The organism is Pseudomonas sp. NPDC088322, from assembly GCF_044740745.1.
Taxonomy (GTDB): Bacteria; Pseudomonadota; Gammaproteobacteria; order Pseudomonadales; family Pseudomonadaceae; genus Aquipseudomonas; species Aquipseudomonas shirazensis.
Map to the genome: position 1 here is coordinate 662,509 of NZ_JBIURK010000002.1, position 25,761 is coordinate 688,269.

Below are 25,761 nucleotides of genomic sequence, written 5' to 3' on the forward strand. Positions count from 1 at the left end.
AAGCTCCAACGCTGCCAACAGCGGCACGCCACGTTCAATCGTCACGCGTGCTGTCCTGTTCTCGCCCCTGCTCATCGCCCTGGCTGCGCCCATGGCAGACGCGCTTGAGAGCCAGATCGACCCGCACGCTGATCTGCTCTACCGGCAGGCCTTGCCGCTGCTCGAGCAAGCCGACAGCGTGAGCGACAGTCCCTCGCCGCTACGCTCGGTTGCCGATAGCGACCCCGAGCTGAGCCGCCAAGGCCAGGCGCTGGCGCAGACCCTGCCGACCGCGGTGGCGTTGCTGAAAAAGTCGGTGGCGCTGGGGCATCCGGTGGCGCAATACCGGCTGGCGCTGTATTACATGACCTACCTGCCTGCCGCGCAGATTCCCGACGCCGCCTGCCCCTTGCTCGAGGCCAGCCTGCAGCAGGGCTTTGCCCCGCCCGCGCCGGCCATTTCGACCTGGTGCCCACCGTACAACGCCAGTCCGGCGTATCGCGACGCGATGGAAGCCATCCCCAACATGGCCACGTTGTACGCGCAGTACTACCCGCAACCCGCTGTGCGCCTGGCCTGTAACCGCAGCCAGCCACAAGGGTTGCAGATGCAATGGGGGCGGCAGCGCGATTATCAGGCCGAGGTCTACCGGTTGCTGGGTGATCTGGACCCGCAGCATCGGCAGACACTGCTGCAGAAGGCAGTAGAGATCAACGGCTGCGCCGCTGCGCAGCAACGCCTGACCAGCAATCGCTGAAGCACAGGCTGGCCGTAGACGAGCAAGATCGTTCAAGCCAGCCTTGAGCTGTTCTGCCATGCTGCGCTGCCTTGTTGTTTGCAGCCGTCATCATGCCCAGCAGTCAGCCAATCACTCGCCACGCCTTTCTCCACGGTGCCATTGCCAGCCTGCCGCTGTCGCTGGCGGTTGCTCCCTGGGGCCTGCTGGCAGGCTCGATGGCCATCGAGGCGAACCTCAGCCCATGGCAAGGCCAAGGCCTGTCGGCGATCGTGTTTGCCGGTGCAGCGCAGTTGGTGGCGATCGGGATGCTCAAGGGTGGCGCCAGCCTGCTGTCGATCCTGCTCACGACCTTGCTGCTGACCTCCCAACATTTGCTCTACGGGCTGTCGATGCGCCCGCTGCTGTCGGGCCAGCCATTGCGCTGGCGGCTGGGCCTGGGTTTCCTGCTCACCGATGAATTTTTTGCGCTGACCAGCCACTACGACCAACAGCAGTTCAACCGCTGGTATGCCTTGGGCGTTGGCCTGACCTTCTACGTGGCGTGGAACCTGTTTACCTTGGCCGGCATTGTGCTCGGCCAGAACATCCCGCACCTGGACCAACTGGGGCTGGATTTCTCCATCGTCGCCACCTTCGTTGCCCTGATAGCGCCCACCGTGCGCAACGTGCCGGCATTGGTGTGCGTGCTGGTATCGCTGTTCAGCTCGGTGCTGTTCACCTACTGGCACTGGGAGACCGCATTGATTGCAGCAGGGTTGCTGGGCATGGGTGCAGGCTTTGTCTGTCAAAAACTGGCTGGAGCACGGGCATGATCTGGTTGTTGATCTTGGGCATGGGCCTGCTGGTATTTCTCAACCGCTACGCGTTTCTCGAACCGCGTTTACCGCTGCGCCTGAGCTCCAACGCACGGCAGTTTCTCGGTTTTGCCGTACCCGGCATGCTCACAGCCATCTGCGGGCCAATCATCTTTCTGCCTGAGCACCAGCTTGACCTGAGCCTGACCAATCCGTACCTGCTCGGTTCGGTGGTGGCTGTGGCGCTGGTGCTGTTGACCCGCAGTGTGCTGCTGAGCATGCTGGTAAGCATGTTGATCTTCTTCCTGCTGCGCAGCTGGCTGGCATGAGCACACCCCTGCGTGAACAAACCCACCTCTGGCAGGCGCCGGCACTTGGCGACGTCGAGATGCTGCACGCGCGTTATGTGCAGCAACGGTTTGCCCCGCATGTGCATGAAGGCTATGTGTTCACCGTGATCGAATCGGGCGCGCAGCGCTTCTGGCACCGTGGCAGCGAGCACCTGGCGCCGGTGGGCAGCATGGTCCTGATCAACCCCGACGAACTGCACACCGGCGCTACTGCGCACGAGACCGGCTGGCGTTATCGGGGCTTTTATCCCGAGCAGGCACGGGTTACGGGCGTGCTCGACGAGCTGGAACTGAGCGGCCAGGGCATGCCGTACTTTCAGCAGAGCGTGATCAAGGATCCCGCCCTGGCGGCGGCGTTCAGTCAGTTGCACCAGCTCTCGGAAGCCGGGGCTAGCGCCTTGCAACAGCAGACTGCCTGGCGCCAAGCGGTGCTGGCCCTGGCCCAGCGCCACGGCCAGTGCAGCAAGCCACGCGATCCAGGCCGTGAGCCGCTGGCTGTCGCCCGCGCCCGTGAGCTGCTGGAAAGCCAGCTCGCCAACCCGCCGTCGTTGGAAGCGTTGGCGGCGGCAGTTAACTTGTCTGCGTTTCACTTTGCCCGGGTATTCTGCCGAGCCACCGGCCTGCCCCCGCACAGCTGGCTCAAGCAACGGCGCCTGGCCCGCGCGCGGGAGCTGCTCAAGGGTGGCATGGCCGCTGCCGATGCCGCGTTCGCCCTGGGCTTTGCCGATCAAAGCCATCTCAACCGCCAGTTCAAGCAGGCCTACGGCGTCACCCCTGGCGCCTACCGCAGCGCCTGCCTGAGCCGCTGAGGCGCCCGGCAAATTCTGCCAGCGCTGCTACACTTCAAGCGCTGAACGGAGGAACCTGCCATGTCTGCAAAAGAGCTCAACACCCTGCTGACGTTGATGAATCAGCGCCAAACCCACTTGACCAGCGCGTGCAAGGAAATTGCCGCTTGGATCGACCGGCAGGGTGATGTGCCCGCAGCCGGCAAGATCCGCGACAGCTTGCGGGCACTGGAGGCTGAAGAAGCACAGGTGCGCAAAACGCTGACCTCGCTGAAGACCGACCGCCCGCTGCCACGTTTTCGCGGTTGATTCTCGGCAAAAAAAAGCCGCTCTTCAGGGAGCGGCTTTCTTTACTGAGCGAATAGCTCCGGCAGCTGTCAGTGCTGATGGGCGTGCTCGTGGCCACCAGTGTTGCCATCGGCTGTCAGGCCACGCACGGGCGCCTGGACCTGCAAGGTCTGCTTGGCGCCCTTGGCGTCTTCGATGGTCAGCGTCAGCGGCACTTGGGTGCCTTCCTTGACCTGCTCATGCAGGCCCATCAGCATCACATGGTAGCCGTTCGGATCCAGGCTCACGGCTTTGCCGGCAGGCAGCTCGATCGACTTGACCTGGCGCATGCCCATGACGTCACCGTTCATGGTCATCTCATGCACTTGCACGTCCTTGGCTACTGGCGAAGCGACCCCGACCAATTTGCTGTCGGTGGTGGCAGTCAGCACCATGAAGGCGCCGGTAGCATGCTGCTGCGGCACGGTTGCTCGCACCCAGGCATCGCTGACGCTGGTCTCGGCCAGGGCCGGCAGCGCCATGCCCATCAGTGCCAGAGCGGCCAGGCCGCGCTTGATCGGTTGCAGCGAAATTGCCATTTAGCAGATCTCCATCAGGGTAAGCAGGTCTTCTGTGCATTCCTTGGCATTCAGGGAATGCCCCAGGCTCAGGCGCAGTGTGCTGCGCGAATCGTAGACGTAGCTGGTGGACGAGTGGGAGATGGTGTACGTGTCGCCGGTGGGGACCTTTTCGTAGAACACCTTGAACTCCCGCGCAACCGCGGCGATCTCTTCCGGCGTACCGGTCAGGGCCGTGAACGATGGGTCGAATGCCTTGACATAGGCGTCAAGCACTTCGGGCGTATCACGTTCGGGGTCGAGGGTGATGAATACCACCTGCAAGAAGCCAGCATCGCGGCCCATCAGCTTCTTGATCTGGGCGGCACGCGCCAGCGCAGTCGGGCACACGGCCGGGCACTGGGTGAAGCCGAAGAAGATCATCGGCATGGTGCCGTAGAAGCTCGACAAGGTCCGCACGTTGCCCTGGCTATCGGTCAGGCGGAACGAACGGCCGAGGATTTCGTTGCTCATGTTCTTGCCGTACTTGAAATCAAGGCCGCGCGCCGGGTTGCAACCGGCCAACAGGCCAAGCCCGAGTACGCCCATGCCGGCGACAACGGCACGCCGGCTCAACAGATCAGTCATGGAACCATCCTTTACAGGGAAGGTGCCAGCCCCTGGGCAGGGCCGGTCAAAAAGCCGCAGCATTCTGGCATGACCTCTGTTAGCTATCTACCCAACAAAGCCGGTGATCGGCCTGCAGCCCTTGTAATACGCGGCTGCGACCTGTTGTCGCGGGGGTTGAATCAGTAACAGATTGTTGCTAGAAGCGCGACCCGCGCGTTGCTGCCCGGGTCTGCTTGCGCACCACTACCGCTATCAGTAGTAGGCGTTTTCTTTCTGGGTATGGTCGGTCACATCGCGCACGCCCTTAAGCTCAGGAATGCGTTCGAGCAAGGTGCGCTCAATGCCGTCCTTGAGGGTCACGTCGGCCTGGCCGCAGCCTTGGCAACCACCACCGAACTGCAGGACGGCAATGCCGTCGTCAACTACGTCGATCAGGCTCACTGCGCCACCGTGGCTGGCCAGCCCTGGATTGATCTCGGTTTGCAGGTAGTAGTTGATGCGCTCGTTGATCGGGCTGTCTTCGTTGACCATCGGCACTTTGGCGTTTGGCGCCTTGATGGTCAGCTGGCCGCCCATACGGTCGGTGGCGTAGTCGACCAGCGCGTCATCCAGAAACGGTTCGCTGACGGCGTCGATGTAGGCCGTGAAGCTTTTCAAGCCGAGGGCAGTGTCCTCTGGCTTCTCTTCGCCCGGCTTGCAGTAGGCAATGCACGTCTCTGCGTACTGGGTGCCTGGCTGGGTAATGAATACGCGGATGCCGATACCCGGGGTGTTCTGCTTGGAGAGCAGATCGGCCAGGTAATCATGGGCGGCGTCGGTAATGGTTATAGCGCTCATGGAAGTTCCTCACAGACTTGCTGGCAAGTGTACGCCAACCCAGGCCCCGAACAAAGTCCTAGCATTTGACTCGGGATAGCTCCCAGGCTGGCTGCTGCGCCGAACGTGCGTCGATCCAGGCCTTCATCCGTTGATACAGGCCGCGTTCCAGCCATTGGTAGCTCAGCCACGACATTAGTCCAATGGACGGCACGCAGAAGGCGAAGACCAGATAAGGGTTGAGTGCAAAACGCTCGCTGACGAACCAGCCAGCATGCAGCACCAGCACATGGATCAGATATACCGAGTAGGAGCAGTCACCGAGCATCTTGAGCAGCTGGTTGCCACGGAAATACGGCTCAAGCGAGATGAACGCCAGCACCACCAGCGCGCTCGGCAGGCCCCAGTGCAGCAGGCGCAGCGACGCATCCAGCCGGTATAGGGCAAACCCGGCCAGCGCCAGCAATGCCAACGGCAGCCAAAAGCCCTCGCGGATCAGACCTCGGCGGTAGAGCACGCCCAGGCCGATACCTAACAGAAATTCGTAGATGATGCCGTTGTTGTAGAAGTGGCTGACCACCCCCAGCCGCCCCAGAACTTCGCTGACCAGCAACAGCGCGGCCGTGACCAGCAGCAGGTGCAGACGCCGACGTACCATGAAGGCGAGGCCGAACAGCAGATAGAAGAACATCTCGAAATTCAGTGTCCAGCCCACATTGAGCGTTGGATACATGCCGTAGCCGCCGGGGTTTTCTGCCGGGATGAACAGCAACGACAGCAGCAAATGCTGCCAGTCGAACACCTGATGCGGCATCCAGCGGCTGGCGCCGAACAGCAGCAGGGCCATCAGAGCGGTGTAAAACCAGTAGGCGGGTATGATGCGCAACGCGCGGTTGAGCAGAAACTGACTGGGGACGATGTCCTTGTCACGGGTCGACAGGTAGATCACCAACCCGCTGATCACAAAAAAGATATCCACCCCAACTGCGCCGCGCTCGGCGAGCAGGGCGCCAACGGGGCCGCTGGCGTGGAAGTCGAAGAATATCTGCATGAAATGGTGGCAAACCACCACCCAGGCGGCGAACGCCCGAAGTGCCTGAAGCGAGTACAACATGCAATGCCCTGTGGTCCTGGTGCATTCAAGCCTGGGGTTCGGCGCAGACGCGCCACCGAGAGCGGCGAGCCGAACCACAGACCACTTGCTATTGGGACCACGACATCGATGAAAAGATCAGCCCTCCTGCCGGGCGGTCAACTCACAGGTTTTCATAGCGGTTCATGTCCAGCACGCCCGCTTCCAGCGGATCGGTCTCCTGGATAAAGGTATTCAGATCGTGGAAGTACTGCCAGAACTGCGGGTGACTGCGGCGCACGCCCCAACGCATGACGATGCGCTCGAACTTGGCCGGATCATCGCGCGCAGCTTCCATGTCTTCGACCCACTCCGGGACATCGCTGGCCGGGATGTTGAAGATGAAATTGGGGTAGCTGCTGAGCACGCCCGGCACCAGGGTCAGGGTGTCCAGACCCGGCTGATAGCGCGATTCCTCACCCAGCAGGAACGCCACGTTGCTGTGCGCACGGTTGCGCAGCAGGCTGTAGACCTGGCGTTGCCCACCCTGCCCTTCGATACGCAGCATGCTCGCTTCGGGCAGCTGATTGATTACCTTCAGGCCTGCGGCAGGACGTGATACCAAGCGGCTGAGGCTCTGCTCGACATCGCGAAACTCGGCGCTCATCTGCGGCCGCGAGCAGTACGCGCCCTGGCAGCGGTTGATCGGGTCGGGCGTGACATTGAGGCTCTTGGTGCGCTGCAGCAATTGCAGACCGAAGTCGCGCTTGGGGTCACGTTCGTCGAGCTTGAAAGCGCTTGCCGTATCGGTGTCGATGTCTTCGTAATCCAGCCACATCTTGACCTTGCCGGTGGTCTGGTACCAATCGCTGAGGATCGCGCCGCGCTGGTCAGCGGGCATCAACCGCAGGAAATTGACCTCGGCGCCGTTACGGATCAGGTCGAAGTAGAGCCGGGTCTGCAACTGGTGCGAGACGTTGCCGAACACATCGAAGTTGACCGCCAGTTGGTAATAGGTGCGCTCAAGCAGCGGGTAGTCGAACAGCCAGCTAGTCAGTGGCACGTCGCCAATCAAGCCTTTGCTCACCGAGGCGCTGTCGAAGTGGCGGAAGATGCTCAGCAGCGCGTTGTCATTACCGGCCCACAAGGTCGACCAGCTCGGCGCGGGGGCTTCAGCATAGGCTTCGCGGCGCAGCTTTTCGTATTCGTTACGCTTGTCGCGGTAGGAATGCCAGAGGCTGATCACGCTGCCAACGTCGTCGATCTGGCCGGGCATGGCCAACAACGGCGTCGCCTCACCGCGATAACGTGCGTCGGTGATGTACAGGTCATGTGCAGGCTCCTGGAACAATGCCCAGAAGTTGTCGCGAATCACATCGGTGGCAATCTGCCCACGGCAGACCGGCCCGCGGATGAACGTGCGCACGAAGTACTCGGCGTTATCCAGCATGAACTGGTAGCGCGCCACCGCCGGGATCGCTTCGAAGGTCTCGAACGGGTTGGCCCGGTGCCTTGGGCCATAGCCTGGCAATGAGGTGGCATGCCAGTCGCCACTATAGAACAGCTGCTTGACCCGTTTGAGCTTCTGCGGCCCGAGCGGGTAGCTGATGTGCGTTTTGTGAACGATCACGCCTTGCACCGGGACCAACCGGTAATAGAAGTCAGTACCGGGCGGGTCGTTGGGTCGGCGAGTGGCGATGATGTCGGCCGGCTGACCGCTGGGCGTGCGCGAACGCACCCACTGGAAGAAGTGCCCAGGCTGGCCACCGACGAAGTCGATATGGGCAAGAAACAGATGTTCGTACAGCCAGCGACCGATCAACGCCTCGGATGAGCCTGGGCGGTTTAGCAACGCTTCCCACTCGGCGATCTGGCTGGCTTCCGCAGCGCTCGGCTGTAGCGCCTGGGCATCGACCGGCGCGCCGGCTGCCAGCCAGCGCTGCAGGGTCTGGTATTCCTGATCGGTCAGGCCGGTGACGGCCAGGGGCATACCTTCGCCAGGATGAACACCGGCGTAGGCATCGAATTCATGGGGCAACGGGCACATATTGTTGCGATTGAGGCCCAGCACAATGCTCTCGGGCAGTTTGGCGTTGGGCGTCAGCGGCGTCTTGTGGCCCAACTCGAGCATGCGCGCCATCAGCGCCGCCTGACTGCCCTGGCCGTCGAGCACCGAATAGAAGCCCTGCTTGCGCCAGGCCTGCTCGCTATGGGCGTCATAGAACAAACGCGTGGTCGGCACCGCCTGGCTGCGGTCGCCTTGATACACCGGCACCTTGGAGGCGCCGCGCTGGGCGCCGTCGGCACTGCCCAGGTTGAGCTGGCAAGCAGCGTCGTTGCAGGCGTGGCAGGCCACACACTTGTTGGTAAAGATCGGCTGAATGTCCCGGGTGTAGGAGATTGCCGGGCTCGATTGCGGGGCCTGCCCCAGCGCCATGCTGCTGACCGACAGGGCCAGCGTGCCAGCTAGGGCAAGTAAACAGCGGTGAATCATGTGCCGAATGTCCTGGTTTCGAATAAAGCCATCACGGTGTATCTAACGGGCCGGCGGGATGCGTAAACATGAGAGAAATTCATGCAAAAGCCCTACGCACCTAAAAACCGCGCAGCTTTGCTATCATTCCGCACCTTCTGTTTTTCGCCCGACCAGGTAGTCCTATGTCCGACCGTAGCGCTCGTCTCCAAGCACTCCAGCACGCACTCAAGGAGCGCATACTGATCCTCGACGGAGGCATGGGCACTATGATCCAAAGCTATCGTCTCGAGGAACACGACTATCGTGGCACGCGCTTTGCCGATTGGCCAAGTGACATCAAGGGCAATAACGATCTTTTGCTGCTGACCCAGCCCGATATCATTGCCGCGATCGAGAAAGCCTACCTCGACGCTGGCGCCGATATCCTCGAAACCAACACGTTCAACGCCACGCAGATTTCCCAGGCCGACTACGGCATGGAAGCGCTGGCCTATGAGATGAACCTGGAAGGCGCGCGTATTGCCCGCCAGGTGGCCGACGCAAAAACCCTGGAGACGCCAGACAAGCCGCGCTTCGTCGCCGGCGTGCTCGGCCCGACCAGCCGCACCTGCTCGATTTCGCCCGACGTCAACGACCCGGGCTATCGCAACGTCACCTTCGACGAGCTGGTAGAAAACTACATCGAGTCGACCCGCGGGCTGATTGCCGGGGGCGCCGACCTGATCCTGATCGAAACCATTTTCGACACCCTCAACGCCAAGGCGGCCATCTTCGCCGTGCAGCAGGTGTTCGAAGACGACGGCATCGAGCTGCCGATCATGATCTCCGGGACCATCACCGACGCCTCCGGGCGGACCTTGTCCGGGCAGACCACCGAAGCCTTCTGGAACTCGGTGCGTCACGCCAAGCCCATTTCGGTCGGCCTCAACTGCGCCCTCGGCGCCAAAGACCTGCGCCCGTACCTGGAAGAGCTGTCGACCAAAGCCGACACCCACGTTTCTGCGCACCCCAACGCCGGCTTGCCGAATGCCTTTGGCGAATACGACGAAACCCCGGCAGAAATGGCCGAAGTGGTCGAAGAATTTGCCGCCAGCGGCTTTCTCAATATCATCGGCGGTTGCTGCGGCACCACCCCAGGGCACATTCAGGCGATTGCCGAGGCCGTGGCCAAGTACCCGCCGCGGGTCATCCCGGAGATCGCCAAGGCCTGCCGCCTGTCGGGCCTGGAACCATTCACCATCGACCGCCAGTCGTTGTTCGTCAACGTCGGCGAGCGCACTAACATTACCGGTTCGGCCAAGTTCGCCCGGCTGATCCGCGAAGAGAACTACACCGAGGCGCTGGAAGTCGCCCTGCAGCAGGTTGAAGCCGGCGCGCAGGTGATCGATATCAACATGGACGAAGGGATGCTCGACTCCCAGGCTGCCATGGTCCGCTTCCTCAACCTGATTGCCGGTGAACCGGACATCTCGCGCGTGCCGATCATGATCGACTCGTCCAAATGGGAAGTGATCGAAGCCGGCCTCAAGTGCATCCAGGGCAAGGGCATCGTCAACTCGATCTCGATGAAAGAAGGTGTAGATGCCTTCAAACATCACGCCCGCCTCTGCAAGCGCTATGGCGCAGCGGTAGTGGTAATGGCCTTCGACGAACTGGGCCAGGCCGACACAGCGGCGCGCAAGCGCGAAATCTGCCAGCGCAGCTACGACATTCTGGTCAACGAAGTGGGCTTCCCAGCTGAAGACATCATCTTCGACCCGAACATCTTCGCCGTTGCCACCGGCATCGAAGAGCACAACAACTATGCCGTCGACTTCATCGAGGCCTGTGCCTTCATTCGCGATCATCTGCCCCACGCACTGACCAGTGGCGGCGTCTCCAACGTATCGTTCTCGTTCCGTGGCAACAACCCGGTGCGTGAGGCGATTCACTCGGTGTTCCTCTACCACGCGATCCAGAATGGCCTGACCATGGGTATCGTCAACGCCGGCCAGCTGGAGATCTACGACGAGATCCCGCCTGCGCTGCGTGAGAAGGTCGAGGACGTGGTGCTCAACCGCACCCCCGAAGGCACCGACGCGTTGCTGGCGATTGCCGACGACTACAAGGGCGGCGGCGCCACCAAAGAGGTCGAGAACGAAGAGTGGCGCTCGCTGCCGGTCGGCAAGCGCCTCGAACACGCACTGGTCAAAGGCATCACTGCGTTCATCGTCGAAGACACCGAAGAATGCCGGCAGCTGGCGACGCGCCCGATCGAGGTTATCGAAGGGCCGCTGATGAGCGGCATGAACGTGGTCGGCGACCTGTTCGGCGCGGGCAAGATGTTCCTGCCACAGGTGGTCAAGTCGGCCCGCGTCATGAAGCAGGCGGTGGCCCACCTGATCCCGTTCATCGAAGCGGAAAAAGGCGACAAGCCCGAAGCCAAGGGCAAGATCCTGATGGCCACGGTCAAGGGCGACGTGCACGACATCGGCAAGAACATCGTCGGCGTGGTGCTCGGTTGCAACGGCTATGACATCGTCGACATGGGCGTGATGGTCCCGGCCGAGAAAATCCTGCAGACCGCCCGCGAGCAGAAGTGCGACATCATTGGCCTGTCCGGGCTGATCACGCCGTCGCTGGACGAAATGGTCCACGTCGCCCGCGAAATGCAGCGCCAGGACTTCCACCTGCCGCTGATGATCGGTGGCGCGACCACCTCCAAGGCGCACACCGCAGTGAAGATCGAGCCCAAGTACTCCAACGACGCGGTGATCTACGTGACCGACGCCTCGCGTGCGGTCGGCGTGGCCACCCAGTTGCTGTCCAAGGAGCTCAAGCCGGAGTTCGTCGAGCGCACTCGCCTGGACTACATCGAAGTCCGTGAACGCACCGCCAACCGCAGTGCCCGCACCGAACGCCTCAGCTACGCCCAGGCGATTGCTGCCAAGCCCAAATACGACTGGGCCGAGTACACCCCGGCAGTGCCCTCCTTCACCGGCGTCAAGGTGCTGGAAGACATCGACCTGCGGACCCTGGCCGAGTACATCGACTGGACCCCGTTCTTCATCTCCTGGGACTTGGCCGGCAAGTTCCCGCGCATCCTCACCGACGAAGTGGTCGGCGAAGCGGCTACCGCGCTGTATCAGGATGCCCGCGAGATGCTCGACAAACTGATCGACGAGAAGCTGATCAGCGCGCGTGCGGTGTTCGGCTTCTGGCCGGCCAACCAGGTCGCCGACGACGACATCGAAGTGTACGGCGCCGATGGCCAACCGCTGGCCAAACTGCACCACCTGCGCCAGCAGACGATCAAGCCCGACGGCAAGCCCAACCTGTCGCTGGCCGACTTTGTCGCACCGAAGGACAGCGGCGTCAGCGACTATATCGGCGGCTTCATCACTACCGCCGGCATCGGCGCCGAGGAAGTGGCCAAGGCTTATCAGGACAAGGGCGACGACTACAGCTCGATCATGGTCAAGGCGCTCGCCGACCGCCTCGCCGAGGCCTGCGCCGAGTGGCTGCACGAGCAGGTGCGCAAGGACTATTGGGGTTATGCCCGTGATGAGCACTTGGACAACGATGCGCTGATCAAGGAGCAGTACAGCGGTATCCGCCCTGCCCCGGGCTACCCAGCGTGCCCAGACCACACCGAGAAGGAAACCCTGTTCCGCCTGCTCGACGGCACGGCCATTGGCGAGACCGGCCAGAGTGGTGTGTTCCTTACCGAGCACTTCGCGATGTTCCCGGCGGCAGCGGTCAGCGGTTGGTACTTTGCCCACCCCAAGGCGCAGTACTTTGCCGTGGGCAAGATCGACAAGGACCAGGTCGAGCGCTACAGCGAGCGCAAAGGCCAGGCGCTGAATGTCACCGAGCGCTGGTTGGCACCTAATCTGGGTTACGACAACTAAAGCGTGCCAGGGGCTAGCGCCTGCCAGGGGCTGCTGCGCGGCCCCTGCCTGCTGAAGGTCTACACTGTGCACTGATCGCCTGCGCTACCTACAGGAGGCCAGCATGGACGACCCCAGCCAAGGCAAACCGCCGACCTTCTGGCAGATGCTGCACAGCGTGCTTGCCGCTGCCCTGGGCGTGCAGAGCGGCAAGAACCGCGCTCGCGACTTCACTCATGGCAAGGCCAGCCATTTCATCGCCTTGGGCGTGCTGTTCACGCTGGTATTCGTACTGGTGCTGATTGGCCTGGTGCAACTGGCCATGCACCTGACCGCCCGTTGAAAGGCAAGCCGCCCGTGGCGGTGCCTGCCACGGGCGGTTCAGGTTGCAATCACGGTCGACAGCAGTGATGCGCTACTGATGGCTGACCCAGTACACCGCAGTGACGACGACCAGCACGATCAGACACAGGATCGCCCAGGCATCGACACTGCTGTCGCTTTTGCGCAGCTTGGTGGAGTTACCCATTGCATTGCCTCTTGTAGTGGTTATGGGAATGCACATACACCACCAGCAGTTAAGTCGAGCAATGCCCTTGATTCAAGCAGGGTCTTTCAATAGTCGACCGGTGACGTCAGAAACGGGTAACGATAATCGGCTGGTCGCCCTTCGGCGCTGAAACGGTGGAAGTCCAGACCATAATCGTCGCCCTCCTGCAGGGCCAGCCAGCGCCGCGCCTTGGCCTGATCTATTGACTGCAGCACCGGCAAGCTGTATTCGCCGCCACCGTCGCGATTGATGGCGATGCCCTGGGCGTGGTCATGCAGCATGACCATGGCCCAGCCGCCGACAGTGAAATGGCCGCCCATCAATACGCTGAGGCGCCCGTCGATACGCGCGCGCAGCGCTTCAGGCGAGCTGTTGACCGCACCGAACAGCACATCCACGCCAGGTTTGCGCCCCGCTGCCTCGAACGCCTGCATCGCTCCAAAAGACATTTCGTCATTGGCCGACCACACCAACTGCGCTTGCGGATAGCGCTCGAGCAGCAGCTGCGCTTGCTCGAACGCGCGCTCGCGGTTCCAGCCGCCGTATACCACCTGGCGCAAGCGCACCTGCGGGTGATCGGCCAAGGCCCGGCGCATGCCATGCTCGCGGAGTTGCGAGGCCGGGGTGGTCTTGACGCCGGCAAATGCCAGCAGGTCGATCGGCTCGTCCGATGGCGGCAACTTCGCGACCATCTCGCGCAGCATCTGGTAACCGGCCTGCTCATCGTTACTGGTCAGCGTGCCCAGCACTGGCGGGTATTTGTCCGGTTGTGCCCGGACGCTCTCGAGCTGGTTATCGGTCAGGCCGTTGTTGACCAGAAACAGCTGCACGCCGCTGTCGCGGGACAGGCGAATGATCTCCGGAGCGACATACAGCTCGTTGACCAGCACCAGATAGTCGGGGCGCTGCGGCCCGCTCAAGATAGCCCGCGCCTGGCTCAACACCAGATCGGCGCGGCGCTCACTGTATTCCACCCGCAGCTGCATGCCGAGATCGTCAGCCGAGGCCTGCATGAAGCGCGTGTATCCCACCCAGAAGTTCTCGTTGGCATGACCCGGGTTGAGAAACACCACGGACGCCGCCTGCGCACCGGCCGATAACGGCAGAAACAGGCACAGACTCTGGCACAGCGCTTTGAACATGGGTGCATCTCTGTGGAGCAAAGCGCGGATTATACCCAGCGCAGACGCCTGGAATAAATGCCAGTCAGTCTCACTTAGTCCGTTTAGTTCTTTTCATATGCAAAAACATCACTTTAGCGCATAAATGCAACCTGATATCGTTCCCCGGCTCCGAACCGGAGTGCGCGGCCGTGCGCGCGATTAGCTGCATGCAGCCTGAGACAGGACTTTTATGTACGTATACGACGAGTACGATCAGCGGATCATCGAGGACCGCGTCAAGCAGTTCCGTGATCAGACCCGCCGCTATCTGGCCGGTGAACTGAGCGAAGAAGAATTCCGCCCTCTGCGCCTGCAGAACGGCCTGTATGTCCAACGTTTCGCCCCGATGTTGCGGGTGGCCGTGCCTTACGGCCAACTCAACTCGACGCAAGTGCGTGTGCTGGCGAAGATCGCCCGCGACTACGACAAGGGCTATGCGCACATCAGCACCCGGCAGAACGTCCAGTACAACTGGCCGGCGCTGGAAGACATCCCGGACATTCTTGCCGAGCTGGCCACCGTGCAGATGCACGCGATCCAGACCAGCGGCAACTGCCTGCGCAACACCACCACCGACCAGTTTGCCGGCGTCGCCGCCGACGAGCTGATCGATCCGCGCCCATGGTGCGAGATCATCCGTCAGTGGACCACCTTCCACCCCGAATTCGCCTACCTGCCGCGCAAGTTCAAGATTGCCGTGAACGGCTCGAAGGACGACCGCGCGGCCATCGAAGTGCACGATATCGGCCTGGAGCCGGTGCACAACGAAGCTGGCGAACTGGGCTTCCGCGTGTTGGTCGGCGGCGGCCTGGGGCGTACCCCGGTGGTCGGCTCGTTCATCAACGAGTTCCTGCCGTGGCAGGACCTGATCAGCTACCTCGACGCGATCCTGCGCGTGTACAACCGTTACGGTCGTCGTGACAACAAGTACAAGGCGCGGATCAAGATCCTGGTCAAGGCCCTGACCCCGCAAGTGTTCGCGGAAAAGGTCGAAGCCGAAATGGCCCACCTGCGCGGTGGCAACACGACCCTGACCGAAGCCGAGATCGAGCGCGTTTCGCGCCACTTCGTCGACCCGGCCTACCAGGCGCTGGACAACGTCGACTACGCCGAGCTCGACCAGGAGTTCCCAGGCTTCGCCCGCTGGCGTTCGCGCAACACCCGTGCGCACAAGCGCCCAGGCTATGTGGCCGTGACCCTGTCGCTGAAGCCGACTGGAGTTGCCCCGGGCGACCTCACCGACAAGCAGCTGGATGCCGTTGCCGATCTGGCCGAGCGCTACAGCTTCGGCTTCCTGCGGACCTCGCACGAGCAGAACATCATCCTTGCCGATGTCGAGCAGCGTCAGCTGCACACACTCTGGCAAGAGCTGCGCGAAAGCGGCTTCGCCACGCCGAACATCGGCCTGCTGACCGACATCATCTGCTGCCCGGGTGGTGACTACTGCTCGCTGGCGAACGCCAAGTCGATCCCGATTGCCGAGTCGATCCAGCGTCGCTTCGACGACCTCGACTACCTGTTCGACATCGGTGAGCTGGACCTGAACATCTCTGGTTGCATGAACGCCTGCGGTCACCACCACGTCGGCCACATCGGCATCCTTGGTGTCGACAAGAAGGGCGAGGAGTTCTACCAAGTCTCGCTGGGTGGCAACGCCGCCCGTGACGCGAGCCTGGGCAAGATCCTCGGCCCATCGTTCGCTCAGGACCAGATGGCCGATGTGATCGAGAAGCTGATCGACGTCTACGTTGAACAACGTACCGAAGAAGAGCGCTTCATCGACACCTACCAACGTATTGGCATCGACCCCTTCAAGGAGCGCGTCTATGCAGCGAATCATTAAGAACAACCAGCTGGTCGACGAAACCTGGCACTTGCTGCCCAAGGATGCCTCGTTCGACGAACTGACCAACTGCGACGACTACATCGTGCCGCTGCAACTCTGGCGCGATCACGCCCATGCGCTCAAGGCCCGCGATGGCGGCCTTGGCGTATGGCTGGACAGCGACGAAGAAGCTGAAGAAATCGGTGACGACGTTGCGCATTTCCAGGTAATTGCCCTGAACTTCCCGGCCTTCACCGATGGGCGCAACTACTCCAATGCGCGCCTGCTGCGTGATCGCTATCAGTTCAAGGGTGAGCTGCGCGCAATCGGCGATGTCCTGCGTGACCAGCTGTTCTACCTGGCGCGCTGCGGCTTCGATGCATTTGCCATTCGCGCTGACAAAGACCCCGTCGATGCCCTGGAAGGCTTGAAAGATTTTTCGGTGACCTACCAGGCCGCGACCGACGAACCGCTGCCGCTGTTCCGCCGCCGCTGATCGTCTGTGCTTGAGCAATCAGCCCGCCCCTTGGCGGGCTGATTTGTTTCTGGCTGGCGCAGCCCCGCCAATACCTGCATGAACGCTAAGGTTTTGCCTGGCCGTGCCGATACCTTGGGTTAGACCCTAGATCTGCACGGAAGCCGACCATGAATGCGATAACTGCTGCGCAGCGCCTAACCCCAATCTACAACGCTCCGCCGCCTGTTCAAGTGCAGGCGGTTGCCCAAGCCAGCCAACCCCTGACCTCGCCAAGCACTTCGGTCAGCCTCGGCCAGGCGGTGGACGCTACCCCCGACCCGACCTACACCGCCAACGGTACGCTGGCCAACGGTACTCTGGCTGGCCCGCAGGTGCGCCACGTCTGGGAGCGGGAAGGATCGGACAAGCTCAGCATTGCCCTGATGAACAGCATCCAGTCGTCGTCCAATGGTGGCCGCTTCCAGAACATCGGCGCCGCGCTGCTGGAGCAATTGGCAGGCAATGGCGGCAAGGCCGTTTCGCAGTCCATCATGACCATCGCCAGCGGCGAGCAGCCCAATGAGGCTGCCCTGCAATTGCAGCTGGCCAACCTGCGCTCGCACCCCACCAATGGGGTGACATTCAGCCTGACCACGGCCTCCGGAGCGACCGTCAACCTCTCCCTGGCGAGCAGCGCACAAGGCCTGGCCGTGAGCGCCGAGGTGCTTGGCGGTGAACTGAACGACGAAGAACTCCAAGGCCTGGCGGCAATGGCCGACGACTTCCAATCGGCGCTCGACGGCCTGACCCAGGTGCCGCCGCGCTTGCAGCTCGGTAACCTGGTCAAGTTTGACACGACGCTGTTCAGCGGCCTGCAACTGAACGCCAAGCTGGACGTCAACGGCGAACCACAGACCTTTGACCTCAGCGTCAACGAGCAGTCGCGCAACCTGACACTGGACGGCCCCTCCGGGCGCGTACAGATGAACCTCGACACGCCGGACGCTGCCAAACTGGGCAGTAGCAGCCAGCGCCAGGCCGCCATCAGCAATTACCTGAGCCAGTTCGACGCCGCGCAAAAGCGCGGTAAAGGCGATGAGAACCTGATGAACCTGTTCAAGGACGCATTCACCCAGCTCAACGCCGTCGATGACGGCAAGCAGGCGGTGACCGAGCGTGGCTCGTTGCAGAGCGCCAGCGACCGCGCCCTGCTCAGCGGCCTGGCCGACTTCAATGCCTCGATCAGCCAGACCTCGCAGCAGAGCAACCCGATGCGCCTGGAAGAATCCGACCGCTTCGATTACCGCGCGTCGCAATCGACCAGCATTACAGGTGGCGGCCAGCTGACCCGCTCGGTGCAGCAGGATCAGCAGAGCGCACTGAAAGCGGGTTACCACCTGGGCCTCAACCCGCTGACCAACATGCAGCTAGGGCTGGACCGCGAATCGCAGAACTACCGCTATCACGAGATCAACGACCAGGCCAGCAGCAGCACGCGCCTGGCCTTCGACAAAGGCCGCCTGGTCGAAGCCAGCGCCTCGCAATCCGCCAGCCAGAGCGAGCGGGTGCGTACTTATGTGAATGGCGACCTGACCGATGACGTGACCACGCCAAGCTCGAGCAGCCGCAGCCAGAGCCTGCTGACCGTACTGGACGACAGCTTCCGTCAGGAGCGCATGGCGCGCGAGCAGAGCGGCATCTCGATCCTTGATGATGCACTGCAGTCGCTACGCAGCCGCTGGCAGCTACAAGGGTCGACTGCGGCCATCGGCGGCTAACGCCTGACCGCGCTCGAGCAGACGCCCGCAATGGGCTGATGCTCGAGCGCGGCGCCCCATTGCAACATTTCGATGCAGACCCCTCGCCCACTTTGACTGCCAACTCTGTATAATTCGCCGCCTGGCGTGTGCTGCGTGCGCCCGGGAGCTATCCCGAATACGGAGAACATTCATTTGTTTTCCGAGAGTCCATCCATGTTGCACGCAGCCTTGCTATTCCTTTGGCGTATGCCGTTTCCGCGTTTTTTGCCGGGTACGTGCTCGCTGCATCCCCTTCCCTTCTTCTCGCCTATTGTTGCAGTGGCCCATTCGGTGCCAGCGCTTTGCCGTGGCCGTCGTTCGGCCAATGCCTGCAGCATCCAGGGCGAATCCATGAACGAGGACCTCGCATGACCGTTTCACTGAACAACGCCCAGCGGCGCCCATTGCTGCAGCGCCTGCTCGCCAGCGAAGCCGCAGGCGGCGTGGTGCTGATGCTTGCCGCAGTAGTGGCCATCATCATCGCCAACAGCCCATGGGCCGCAGCCTATCAACACCTGCTGCACCTGCCCCTCGGCCCCACCTTCACGGACAAGCTCGGGCCGATGACCGTGCACCTGTGGATCAACGACGGCCTGATGGCGATCTTCTTCCTGATGGTCGGCCTGGAGATCAAGCGCGAGATGGTCGACGGCCGCCTGGCCACCTGGGAGCAACGCCGCCTGCCAGCGCTGCCAGCGCTGATGGGCATGGCAGTGCCAGCGCTGATCTACCTCAAGGTGTCCGCTGTAGAGCCCGGCCTGGCCGGTGGCTGGGCAATCCCCGCCGCCACCGACATCGCCTTTGCCGTCGGCGCCCTGGCGCTGCTCGGCAAGCACGCACCGCTGTCGCTGAAAGTGATGCTGGTATCGGTGGCGATCATCGACGACATGGGCGCAGTAGCGATCATCGCGCTGTTCTATACCTCCTCGATCAACCTCATCGCCCTCGCCGGCGCCGGCGCTATCGTCGCCCTGCTGCTGGGCCTGAACCGCCTGCGCGTGGTCAGCCTGTGGCCATACATGATCGGCGTCGCCGCCCTGTGGTACTTCACCCTGCTGTCCGGCGTGCACGCGACCATCGCTGGCGTGGTCGGCGCACTGCTGATCCCCTACACCGCCGGCGATGCCAAGAGCCCGCTGCTGACGCTGGAGCATGCCATTGCGCCGTGGGTAGGTTTCCTGATCGTACCCGCGTTTGGCTTTGCCAATGCTGGCGTGGCGTTTACCCATTTGAGCTGGAGCGACGTGTTTGCGCCGTTGCCGCTGGCGATTGCCCTTGGGCTGCTGCTGGGCAAGCAGGTTGGGGTGTTTGCCGGGGTGTTGCTGGCGGTCAAGACTGGCCTGGCTTCGAAGCCGCAGGGGGCCAGCTGGTTGCAGATTTACGGGGTGGCCATGCTCTGTGGGATTGGTTTCACCATGAGCCTGTTTATCGGTGAGTTGGCGTTTCCGGGGCAGGCTGAGCTGATTGATAAAGCCAAGATCGGGATTTTGCTGGGGTCGCTACTGTCGGCGGTGATTGCTTGTTTGATATTGCGCTTTGCGCCTAAGACGGTGAAGTGAAGGGGAACGGCGCCGCGTCAGCGGCGCCGTTCAGCCGCGGCTGTCATGGCTAGGAACCACAACTTGTCACTCGCCATCTGTTGGTACATCGTCTGCCGCCTGTTCAACGTCAAAGCTGCAGCGCCGCCTGCTGAAGCCTTTGAAGAGGCACCCGCACGCGAACCGTCGCGCAAGAAAAAACTATACGGTCGTCGCCGCACACGACTCCCCAAAGAGTAGTTTGCCCACGGCCTCTGCACGCAAAACCACATCGCAATAGCTGCCGAGGCCATCCACAATCCACCACTGTTCACCCACCCTGAATACAAATTGCCGCCCAAGCCGCAACCCCCTATCCTGATCCCGCCCTACCCCTCGCTCGCCATCAGCAACTGAAAACCGCCCCACCGCTCCCGAGGCCCACATGCAGATCGACGAAGAGCTCACCCTGAAGAAGCTCGAAATATTCCTCGCCTTCATGCACAGCGGTAACCTGGCCCGTGCAGCCAGCGCGCTCGACACAAGCAGTGTCAGCGTGCACCGGGCCATCCATTCTCTGGAAAACGCCCTGCGCTGCCCGCTGTTCAAGCACGAGGGCCGCACATTGACGCCGCTGGAGAGCGCCTACGTGCTTGAAGAGAAGGCCCGCAAGCTGATCCAGGACACCACCGAGATGGTCCGCGCCACACGCGAGGCGGCGGGCTTTTCGTCGGAGCGGTTCAAGCTAGGCGCGCTGTATTCGCTGACGGTGAAAACCGTGCCGCTGCTGGTAATGGGCTTGAAGCTGCGCCGCAGCGAGCTGAACATCGACCTGACCCTAGGCTCGAACGTGGACTTGATGTACCGCCTGAAAAACTTCGAGCTGGACGCGATTCTGGTCTCGCTGGATGAGAGCACCTGCGATGCGGCGTGCGAGCAGTTACCGCTGTTCTCGGACGATATCTTCCTGGCGGTGCCGACCGATTCGCCATTTGCTCAGGAGCAGGAGGTCGACCTGGCGGATCTGGCCAATTCGACCTTCATCACCCTGACCCAGGGCTTTGCCACCCACCGCGATGGCGAGCGGGTATTCGAGCAGGCGGGGTTCAAGCCGAATGTGGCGATGCAGGTGAATGACATTTTTACCCTGCTGAGCATGGTCAGTTCGGGGGTGGGTTATGCGCTGTTGCCGGGGCGGATTTCGGCGGTGTACGAGAACCGGATTAGGCTGATCCCGCTGCAGGCGCGTTACCGTCATCAGCAGCATATCGGCGCGGTGTTCTTGAAGACTCGCGAGCGCGACCCGAACCTGCTCGCCTTGGTTGCCGAATGCCGGATGTACAGCCGCCAACGCGAAGGCTGAAACGCAAACGCCCCGGCGTTCGGGGCCGGGGCGCTTGTCAAAGGTACTATCAGCCGACCAGGCCGCGTACGCAGAAGTACAGGATCGATGGCCCCATCAAACAGCCAAGACCGGTGTGGAAGGTTGCGGTCAATGCGCCGTATGGCACCAGCCTGCGGTCGGTTGCCGCGAGGCCTGCGGTAACGCCGCTGACGGTACCGGCAAGGCCGCCGAAGACCATCGCCGAGCGTGGGTTGTCCAGCGCCAGCCAGCGCGCCGAGACGGGGGTGAAGACCATCACCAGAATAGCTTTGATCAGGCCGGTGGCGATCGACAGCGCCATCACTTCGGAACTGGCGCCCAGCGCGGCACCGGTGACCGGACCGACGATGTAGGTGACGGCGCCGGCACCGATGGTGGTGATACTCACCGCGTCGCGGTAGCCGAAACTCCAGGCGACTGCCGCACCGACCACGAACGGCAGCACTGTACCCAACAGCAGTGCGATTGCGCCGATCATGCCGGCCTTACGTGCTTCGGTGGCCTGCACTTCAAAGGCGGTGGCGACGATAGCGAAGTCGCGCAGCATGGCGCCGCCCATCAAGCCGATGCCGGAGAACAGGGTCAGGTCGGCCAGGCCTTTTTGCCCGCCGGTGAGGGTGCCACCGACCCAGGCCAGCACCAGGCCGATGACGATGGCAATCGCCGAGCCGTGCACGCGGCCAAAGGTCAGACGCTTGGAGAGGATTACCGAGATCCACATCACTGCGCCGACTACGGCGAAGGCAGTGATCAGGCTATTGTGTTCAAGTGCTTTGAGGATGACTTCCATATCAGCGACCTCCGACCGGTGCGACTGCAATGGAGGTTTCAACGACCTCCTTTTCCAGCGGTTCTCCGCGGTGGGTGCGACTGATCAGGGCGATGGTGGCGCCACACAGCAGGACCGAGCCGATCGCTGCCAGCAGCGCGACCGGGCCGCCATGCAAAGCAGTGACGACGTTTTGCTGCGCAGCCATGGCCACCACGATTGGGATGTACATCGCGCCCCAGAAGCCCACGCCCAGCTCGCACTCTTTGCTCATGCCGCCGTTACGCTGCATGTACAGGCGGGCGAAGATCAGCAGGATCATGGCAATGCCGACCCCGCCGACGTTGGATTTGACCCCGAGCAGAACGCCAAGGAAGTCGCCGAGGATGACACCGGCAAGCGTGCAGATGGCCAGCAAGGCCACACCGTAAATGATCATTGTTGTTTTCCTCACGTTGAATCGAAGTTGTTTTGTTGTTGTTCTTCGAAATGCGGGCAGTCAGTCGCTGGCGTTCACCTCCCGCCGCAACAGGGCATCCAGGGTGTCGGCGCGGGCGCCTTGGCAGGCGATCACCGTACCGGAGTTGAATACACGCCGCGCCAGGCCGCTGAGGACGGTGCCGGGGGGCAGTTCGATCAGCAGCCGTACACCGCGCTCGTAGGCGTTGCACAGCGTGCCGTACCAGTCGACGGTGCGGCACATGTTCAGCGCCAGGTCGCGGCGCAGGGCTTCTGGGTCATGCAGTTGGCGAGCGCTGGTACTGCTCAGGTAACCCAGTTGCGGGCGTTTGAGCGGCACCTCGGCGAATGCAGCCGCCAGTTCGGCGGCAGGCGCATCGAGCAGCGCACAGTGGGACGGCACGCTCATCGCCAGCCGCTTGCACGCGCCGGCACCCAGCGCCAGGGCCTGGCGGGCAAGCGCGGCCATGGCCGTATCGCTGCCGGCGATCACGAACTGGTTGTCGGCATTGATGTTGGCCAGGTACAGCGGCTGCGCCGAGTCTTGAAGCAGTCGTTCGACAGTGCCTTGATCAAGCCCGATGATCGCGGTCATGCCGTAGCCCTCGGGATAAGCCTGTTGCATCAGTTCGCCGCGCAACGCCACTAGCCGCAGGGCATCGGCGAAGGTCAAAGCCCCGGCTATGACTGCCGCTGGGTAAGCGCCGATCGACAGACCGGCAACGTAGTCCGGCGCCGGGCTGCGCTCCAGCAACCAGCGCGCATGGGCGACACCGGCCACCAGCAGACACAGTTGCACCGCACGGGTAGACGCCAGCGACTGCGCCGTGTCGAGCTGCAACACCGGCTGCTGCAGCACGTCGCTGGCCTCCTCCACGCAGGCACGCACCACGGCCGCATCCGGCAATTGCTGGAGCATGCCGGGCCGTTGCGCGCCTTGGCCGGGGAAGGCAAACAAGCTGCTCATGCCGACAGTTCCAATACTGACCACGGGTCGCTGACCAGGCATGCACCGTGGCGGCTTTTGAGCAGCACCCGCTTTGAAGCGCCGGCCCATTCAGCCAACGCGACGGCGCCGAAGGGTGTTTCCAGCTGCAGGTCGATACGGCACGGTGCAGCGCACAACACCTGATACAGCGCTTTCGCATCGACGCGAGTCAAGGCTGCGGGCGTGCGCAAAACCAGGTCCAGATCGCTGCCGTGGTGCAGCACAGCGATCCCCGTCGCCAACTGATAGCCCACCCCTCCGGTCGGCCCCCAAGACAGGCCGAGGCTGTCCATAAGCGGCGTAACAGCGTGCAGTGCCTGCAGCGCAGCCAGCTCTGCCCTGCCCTCGCCGCGCAGCTGTTCAGGGCTGCAACGGCGCTTGATCGAGGCGACGGGCATTTCAGCCGCCAGACGCTCGCCGCGCTGACTGCCACGCACGCCGACCGCCACGCGCCCCGCACCGGCTACGGCGCGGCGCACCACCACCGGCTGACCGGCCAGCAGCATCTGCCGCGCCCACGCGGGGGCGTCTGCAGGCAAATGGTCCGGGGCCATGCCCCACAGCAGGTCGTGTGCGTTCATGCTTTCACCATTGCTCGCGCAGCAGTTGCCGAACCTGGGCAGACATCGCCCGGTTGGGCGCGCCCAGTCGCCCGCGCAGATCAGTACTGCTGCCGATGTCGTCTACAGCGCTTTCCAGCACCGCGCGCACCTTGCCGATATCGGCGGCAGACGGCTGCTCGACCGCGTCCACCTTGACCCGCTCCCAGAGCAGGCCGAGCGAGGCATAGCTGGCGATGTCGTAGGCCATGGGCGGCACTTTCGCAGCCAGAGCCTCCAGCTCCTCGACACTGCGCAAGGTAATCCGCGCAGCTGCCGCCTTGCCCATGGCATGCACCATCACCCCTTGATCATCCAGCGCGATCAAGCGCTGCGCCTGATAGCCGTGGGCGAGAAACGCCCCGGACATGGCCTTGCCCACCAGCAGTCCAATCAGTGCATGCCCTGCCAGGCGCGCCCGGGCATAAGCATCTACCGCGCCAGCCAGCGCTTGATGGATCCCCAGCGACTCTTCACGGCGGCCGTAAGCCTGGCTGGGCACATCGACCACGGCGACCAACACCCGCGGCGTGCCGCCCTGGTCAGCCTTAATCGCCTCATCGACAGCTTTGGCCAGGCCCCAGCCTTCGAGCAGGCCGACCTCGCCATCGCGAGCCCTTGGGAAGGGGTTTTGCGCGTCGGGCACAACCGCGATGAAGCGTGCAGGACGGTTGCCCAACTCGCCGTCGATGACTTTTACCGAGGCGGGATAGCCTGGCAGCTCGCTGCCCTGGGCCAGCGCCCGAATCCACTCAAGACCACGGCTCATTGCAGTTCTCCTTGATACAGCGCCCGCGTCAGCGCAGCGTCGACTTGCGCACAGTCAGTGCCCAGCGTGGCCAACAGCGCGAGGAAGTCAGCGTGGCGACGGCTGCGCGGCAACGCCGGTTCGCCTGCAGCGAGTTGGGCTACCAGCGCCTCACGTACCTGGGCCAGATCATCCGCCACATAGGCGTCCGCCAGGCCGCAGGCGTGGCGTTGCTCGCCGCCGGTCAGGCTCCAGATGAACGGCCGGTCGCGCGAGTCGTATTCCTCGATGCCGGCTTCCTGCTCGATGACCTGCGGCCCATTCAGGCCCAGGCGTGCTTCGCGGGTGACGATCAACCGGCTGCATAGCCCAGCGGCAATCGACATGCCGCCAAAGCAACCGACTGAACCTGCGATCAGGCCGATCACCGGCTGGTACTGGCGCAGCTCGACTATCGCGGCCTGGATCTCGGCGATCGCGGCCAGGCCGAGGTTGGCTTCCTGCAAGCGCACGCCACCGGTTTCCAGCAGCAGCACAGCGGCGGTGGGTATGCCGTTACGGTTGTCTTCGACCGCCAGCTCCAGCGCCCCGGCGATCTTGGCGCCGCCGACTTCGCCCATGCTGCCGCCCTGGAATACGCCTTCGATGGCGGCCACCAGCAACGGCTGGCCATTGAGGCTGCCCTTGGCGATGATCACGCCATCGTCAGCCTGGGGCACGATGCCTTGCTGGGGTAGCCACGGCGACATCATCCGATCAAACGGCCCAAGCAATTCGCGAAAGCTGCCGGCATCGAGCAAGGCGCGGGCGCGCTCGCGGGCGCTGAGTTCAACAAAGCTGCAGGCCTGCAGTAAACGGCCGATGTCAGTCATGCTTGATCTCCTCGAAGCCTTGTTCCAGCCTCAGCCGTACTACGCCAGGCGTGGCGCCGAAGTCGTGGATGTCGATGTTCATGGCGGGCAGGCTGTGCTCGGCGAACAGGCGCTGAAAAAGCTGCTCCCAGCGCGGCGCACTGCCGTTTACCGAGGTCACTACGTTGATGTTCAGTACACCGCTGGTGCCAGGTTCGAGCAGCACTTCGAGGTCGCCTGAGCCGACACAGCCGACCAAGGCTCGGTTGGTTGCCGGCGCGCCGGCCGGAAATCTGAAAGACAAGGTTTCCATGC

General features: G+C 62.7%; 25 protein-coding genes. 12 read left to right on the forward strand and 13 right to left on the reverse strand.

From position 1 onward, the window contains the following. The first annotated feature begins 91 nt into the window (after nt 1–91). The 5 genes from ACIOAU_RS07200 (at nt 92) to ACIOAU_RS07220 (ending at nt 2,959) form a co-directional block, all read left to right on the forward strand. The gene (locus tag ACIOAU_RS07200; protein ID WP_101322984.1) at nt 92–736 is read left to right on the forward strand and encodes a hypothetical protein; all 645 of its coding nucleotides are present in this window, start codon (nt 92–94) and stop codon (nt 734–736) included. A 92-nt stretch (nt 737–828) separates the two neighbouring features. Continuing rightward, entirely contained in the window at nt 829–1,530 is a 702-nt protein-coding gene (locus ACIOAU_RS07205) for an AzlC family ABC transporter permease (protein WP_101322983.1), read from the forward strand. Beyond that, nucleotides 1,527–1,841 carry an AzlD domain-containing protein gene (locus tag ACIOAU_RS07210; RefSeq protein ID WP_101318495.1) on the forward strand — a complete coding sequence of 105 codons (315 nt, stop codon included), beginning with the start codon at nt 1,527–1,529 and terminating at the stop codon, nt 1,839–1,841. Before ACIOAU_RS07205 ends, ACIOAU_RS07210 begins: the two co-directional genes overlap by 4 nt. Next, nucleotides 1,838–2,671 carry an AraC family ligand binding domain-containing protein gene (locus ACIOAU_RS07215; RefSeq protein WP_401180980.1) on the forward strand — a complete coding sequence of 278 codons (834 nt, stop codon included), beginning with the start codon at nt 1,838–1,840 and terminating at the stop codon, nt 2,669–2,671. Before ACIOAU_RS07210 ends, ACIOAU_RS07215 begins: the two co-directional genes overlap by 4 nt. 60 nt (nt 2,672–2,731) lie before the next feature. Continuing rightward, entirely contained in the window at nt 2,732–2,959 is a 228-nt protein-coding gene (locus ACIOAU_RS07220; protein WP_101318491.1) for a hypothetical protein, read from the forward strand. Between the two features lie 68 nt (nt 2,960–3,027). On the opposite strand, the gene ACIOAU_RS07225 is transcribed toward ACIOAU_RS07220, so the two are convergent. The 5 genes from ACIOAU_RS07225 to ACIOAU_RS07245 form a co-directional block, all read right to left on the reverse strand. Further along, nucleotides 3,028–3,510, reverse strand: coding sequence for a copper chaperone PCu(A)C (locus ACIOAU_RS07225; protein ID WP_101322982.1), 483 nt, complete (start codon nt 3,508–3,510; stop codon nt 3,028–3,030). Between the two features lie 6 nt (nt 3,511–3,516). Further along, the gene (locus ACIOAU_RS07230) at nt 3,517–4,122 is read right to left on the reverse strand and encodes an SCO family protein (RefSeq protein ID WP_101318489.1); all 606 of its coding nucleotides are present in this window, start codon (nt 4,120–4,122) and stop codon (nt 3,517–3,519) included. Between the two features lie 234 nt (nt 4,123–4,356). Then, a complete protein-coding gene (gene nfuA / locus ACIOAU_RS07235) occupies nt 4,357–4,941 on the reverse strand; it encodes a Fe-S biogenesis protein NfuA (RefSeq protein WP_101318487.1) in 585 nt (194 codons plus the stop codon). A gap of 58 nt (nt 4,942–4,999) precedes the next feature. Next, complete coding sequence (locus ACIOAU_RS07240; protein WP_101318485.1) at nt 5,000–6,034, reverse strand: acyltransferase; 1,035 nt, start codon at nt 6,032–6,034, stop codon at nt 5,000–5,002. 142 nt (nt 6,035–6,176) lie between these two features. Beyond that, nucleotides 6,177–8,486, reverse strand: a complete 2,310-nt coding sequence (locus ACIOAU_RS07245; protein WP_181089356.1) for a fatty acid cis/trans isomerase — start codon at nt 8,484–8,486, stop codon at nt 6,177–6,179. A 164-nt stretch (nt 8,487–8,650) separates the two neighbouring features. On the opposite strand from ACIOAU_RS07245, the gene metH reads away from it, so the two are divergent. Both metH and ACIOAU_RS07255 read left to right on the forward strand, forming a co-directional pair. Next, a complete protein-coding gene (gene metH, locus ACIOAU_RS07250; RefSeq protein ID WP_150569582.1) occupies nt 8,651–12,358 on the forward strand; it encodes a methionine synthase in 3,708 nt (1,235 codons plus the stop codon). A 103-nt stretch (nt 12,359–12,461) separates the two neighbouring features. After that, nucleotides 12,462–12,680: a DUF2970 domain-containing protein gene (locus ACIOAU_RS07255; protein ID WP_101318479.1), complete on the forward strand. Its 219-nt coding sequence runs from the start codon at nt 12,462–12,464 to the stop codon at nt 12,678–12,680. Between the two features lie 272 nt (nt 12,681–12,952). Here ACIOAU_RS07255 and ACIOAU_RS07260 read toward each other — a convergent pair whose 3' ends face one another. Continuing rightward, nucleotides 12,953–14,029 (reverse strand): ABC transporter substrate-binding protein, encoded by a 1,077-nt coding sequence (locus ACIOAU_RS07260; protein ID WP_401180987.1) that lies wholly within the window; start codon nt 14,027–14,029, stop codon nt 12,953–12,955. 211 nt (nt 14,030–14,240) lie between these two features. On the opposite strand from ACIOAU_RS07260, the gene ACIOAU_RS07265 reads away from it, so the two are divergent. The 5 genes from ACIOAU_RS07265 to ACIOAU_RS07285 all read left to right on the forward strand — a co-directional run bounded on the left by ACIOAU_RS07265 (nt 14,241) and on the right by ACIOAU_RS07285 (nt 21,011). Next, the gene (locus tag ACIOAU_RS07265; protein ID WP_101318475.1) at nt 14,241–15,893 is read left to right on the forward strand and encodes a nitrite/sulfite reductase; all 1,653 of its coding nucleotides are present in this window, start codon (nt 14,241–14,243) and stop codon (nt 15,891–15,893) included. After that, nucleotides 15,877–16,371 carry a DUF934 domain-containing protein gene (locus tag ACIOAU_RS07270; protein WP_101318473.1) on the forward strand — a complete coding sequence of 165 codons (495 nt, stop codon included), beginning with the start codon at nt 15,877–15,879 and terminating at the stop codon, nt 16,369–16,371. The genes ACIOAU_RS07265 and ACIOAU_RS07270 overlap by 17 nt, the downstream gene beginning before the upstream one ends. A 149-nt stretch (nt 16,372–16,520) precedes the next feature. Further along, complete coding sequence (locus ACIOAU_RS07275; protein WP_401180991.1) at nt 16,521–18,110, forward strand: hypothetical protein; 1,590 nt, start codon at nt 16,521–16,523, stop codon at nt 18,108–18,110. Between the two features lie 389 nt (nt 18,111–18,499). After that, nucleotides 18,500–19,690, forward strand: coding sequence for a Na+/H+ antiporter NhaA (nhaA, locus tag ACIOAU_RS07280; RefSeq protein ID WP_259074157.1), 1,191 nt, complete (start codon nt 18,500–18,502; stop codon nt 19,688–19,690). Nucleotides 19,691–20,093: 403 nt separating this feature from the next. After that, nucleotides 20,094–21,011: a LysR substrate-binding domain-containing protein gene (locus ACIOAU_RS07285; RefSeq protein WP_101318467.1), complete on the forward strand. Its 918-nt coding sequence runs from the start codon at nt 20,094–20,096 to the stop codon at nt 21,009–21,011. A 49-nt stretch (nt 21,012–21,060) separates the two neighbouring features. On the opposite strand, the gene madM is transcribed toward ACIOAU_RS07285, so the two are convergent. The 7 genes from madM to ACIOAU_RS07320 are packed head-to-tail and all read right to left on the reverse strand — an operon-like array spanning nt 21,061 to nt 25,759. Beyond that, nucleotides 21,061–21,822, reverse strand: coding sequence for a malonate transporter subunit MadM (gene madM, locus ACIOAU_RS07290; RefSeq protein WP_101318465.1), 762 nt, complete (start codon nt 21,820–21,822; stop codon nt 21,061–21,063). Nucleotide 21,823: 1 nt separating this feature from the next. Next, nucleotides 21,824–22,240, reverse strand: a complete 417-nt coding sequence (gene madL / locus ACIOAU_RS07295) for a malonate transporter subunit MadL (protein WP_150569602.1) — start codon at nt 22,238–22,240, stop codon at nt 21,824–21,826. A 60-nt stretch (nt 22,241–22,300) separates the two neighbouring features. After that, complete coding sequence (gene mdcH / locus ACIOAU_RS07300) at nt 22,301–23,227, reverse strand: malonate decarboxylase subunit epsilon (RefSeq protein WP_150569603.1); 927 nt, start codon at nt 23,225–23,227, stop codon at nt 22,301–22,303. Beyond that, nucleotides 23,224–23,829 carry a malonate decarboxylase holo-ACP synthase gene (locus ACIOAU_RS07305; protein ID WP_401180996.1) on the reverse strand — a complete coding sequence of 202 codons (606 nt, stop codon included), beginning with the start codon at nt 23,827–23,829 and terminating at the stop codon, nt 23,224–23,226. The genes mdcH and ACIOAU_RS07305 overlap by 4 nt, the downstream gene beginning before the upstream one ends. A 4-nt stretch (nt 23,830–23,833) precedes the next feature. Then, entirely contained in the window at nt 23,834–24,616 is a 783-nt protein-coding gene (gene mdcE / locus ACIOAU_RS07310) for a biotin-independent malonate decarboxylase subunit gamma (RefSeq protein WP_401180999.1), read from the reverse strand. Continuing rightward, entirely contained in the window at nt 24,613–25,467 is an 855-nt protein-coding gene (locus ACIOAU_RS07315) for a biotin-independent malonate decarboxylase subunit beta (protein WP_401181001.1), read from the reverse strand. The genes mdcE and ACIOAU_RS07315 overlap by 4 nt, the downstream gene beginning before the upstream one ends. Then, the gene (locus tag ACIOAU_RS07320; protein WP_401181004.1) at nt 25,460–25,759 is read right to left on the reverse strand and encodes a malonate decarboxylase subunit delta; all 300 of its coding nucleotides are present in this window, start codon (nt 25,757–25,759) and stop codon (nt 25,460–25,462) included. Before ACIOAU_RS07320 ends, ACIOAU_RS07315 begins: the two co-directional genes overlap by 8 nt. Between the last annotated feature and the right edge of the window lie 2 nt (nt 25,760–25,761).

Coding starts and splice junctions, on each gene's coding strand:
- ACIOAU_RS07200 (WP_101322984.1), top strand. CDS start 92: ATGGCAGACGCGCTTGAGAGCCAGATCGACCCGCACGCTGATCTGCTC.
- ACIOAU_RS07205 (WP_101322983.1), top strand. CDS start 829: ATGCCCAGCAGTCAGCCAATCACTCGCCACGCCTTTCTCCACGGTGCC.
- ACIOAU_RS07210 (WP_101318495.1), top strand. CDS start 1,527: ATGATCTGGTTGTTGATCTTGGGCATGGGCCTGCTGGTATTTCTCAAC.
- ACIOAU_RS07215 (WP_401180980.1), top strand. CDS start 1,838: ATGAGCACACCCCTGCGTGAACAAACCCACCTCTGGCAGGCGCCGGCA.
- ACIOAU_RS07220 (WP_101318491.1), top strand. CDS start 2,732: ATGTCTGCAAAAGAGCTCAACACCCTGCTGACGTTGATGAATCAGCGC.
- ACIOAU_RS07230 (WP_101318489.1), bottom strand. CDS start 4,122: ATGACTGATCTGTTGAGCCGGCGTGCCGTTGTCGCCGGCATGGGCGTA.
- nfuA (WP_101318487.1), bottom strand. CDS start 4,941: ATGAGCGCTATAACCATTACCGACGCCGCCCATGATTACCTGGCCGAT.
- ACIOAU_RS07240 (WP_101318485.1), bottom strand. CDS start 6,034: ATGTTGTACTCGCTTCAGGCACTTCGGGCGTTCGCCGCCTGGGTGGTG.
- ACIOAU_RS07245 (WP_181089356.1), bottom strand. CDS start 8,486: ATGATTCACCGCTGTTTACTTGCCCTAGCTGGCACGCTGGCCCTGTCG.
- metH (WP_150569582.1), top strand. CDS start 8,651: ATGTCCGACCGTAGCGCTCGTCTCCAAGCACTCCAGCACGCACTCAAG.
- ACIOAU_RS07255 (WP_101318479.1), top strand. CDS start 12,462: ATGGACGACCCCAGCCAAGGCAAACCGCCGACCTTCTGGCAGATGCTG.
- ACIOAU_RS07260 (WP_401180987.1), bottom strand. CDS start 14,029: ATGTTCAAAGCGCTGTGCCAGAGTCTGTGCCTGTTTCTGCCGTTATCG.
- ACIOAU_RS07265 (WP_101318475.1), top strand. CDS start 14,241: ATGTACGTATACGACGAGTACGATCAGCGGATCATCGAGGACCGCGTC.
- ACIOAU_RS07270 (WP_101318473.1), top strand. CDS start 15,877: ATGCAGCGAATCATTAAGAACAACCAGCTGGTCGACGAAACCTGGCAC.
- ACIOAU_RS07275 (WP_401180991.1), top strand. CDS start 16,521: ATGAATGCGATAACTGCTGCGCAGCGCCTAACCCCAATCTACAACGCT.
- nhaA (WP_259074157.1), top strand. CDS start 18,500: ATGACCGTTTCACTGAACAACGCCCAGCGGCGCCCATTGCTGCAGCGC.
- ACIOAU_RS07285 (WP_101318467.1), top strand. CDS start 20,094: ATGCAGATCGACGAAGAGCTCACCCTGAAGAAGCTCGAAATATTCCTC.
- madM (WP_101318465.1), bottom strand. CDS start 21,822: ATGGAAGTCATCCTCAAAGCACTTGAACACAATAGCCTGATCACTGCC.
- madL (WP_150569602.1), bottom strand. CDS start 22,240: ATGATCATTTACGGTGTGGCCTTGCTGGCCATCTGCACGCTTGCCGGT.
- mdcH (WP_150569603.1), bottom strand. CDS start 23,227: ATGAGCAGCTTGTTTGCCTTCCCCGGCCAAGGCGCGCAACGGCCCGGC.
- ACIOAU_RS07305 (WP_401180996.1), bottom strand. CDS start 23,829: ATGAACGCACACGACCTGCTGTGGGGCATGGCCCCGGACCATTTGCCT.
- mdcE (WP_401180999.1), bottom strand. CDS start 24,616: ATGAGCCGTGGTCTTGAGTGGATTCGGGCGCTGGCCCAGGGCAGCGAG.
- ACIOAU_RS07315 (WP_401181001.1), bottom strand. CDS start 25,467: ATGACTGACATCGGCCGTTTACTGCAGGCCTGCAGCTTTGTTGAACTC.
- ACIOAU_RS07320 (WP_401181004.1), bottom strand. CDS start 25,759: ATGGAAACCTTGTCTTTCAGATTTCCGGCCGGCGCGCCGGCAACCAAC.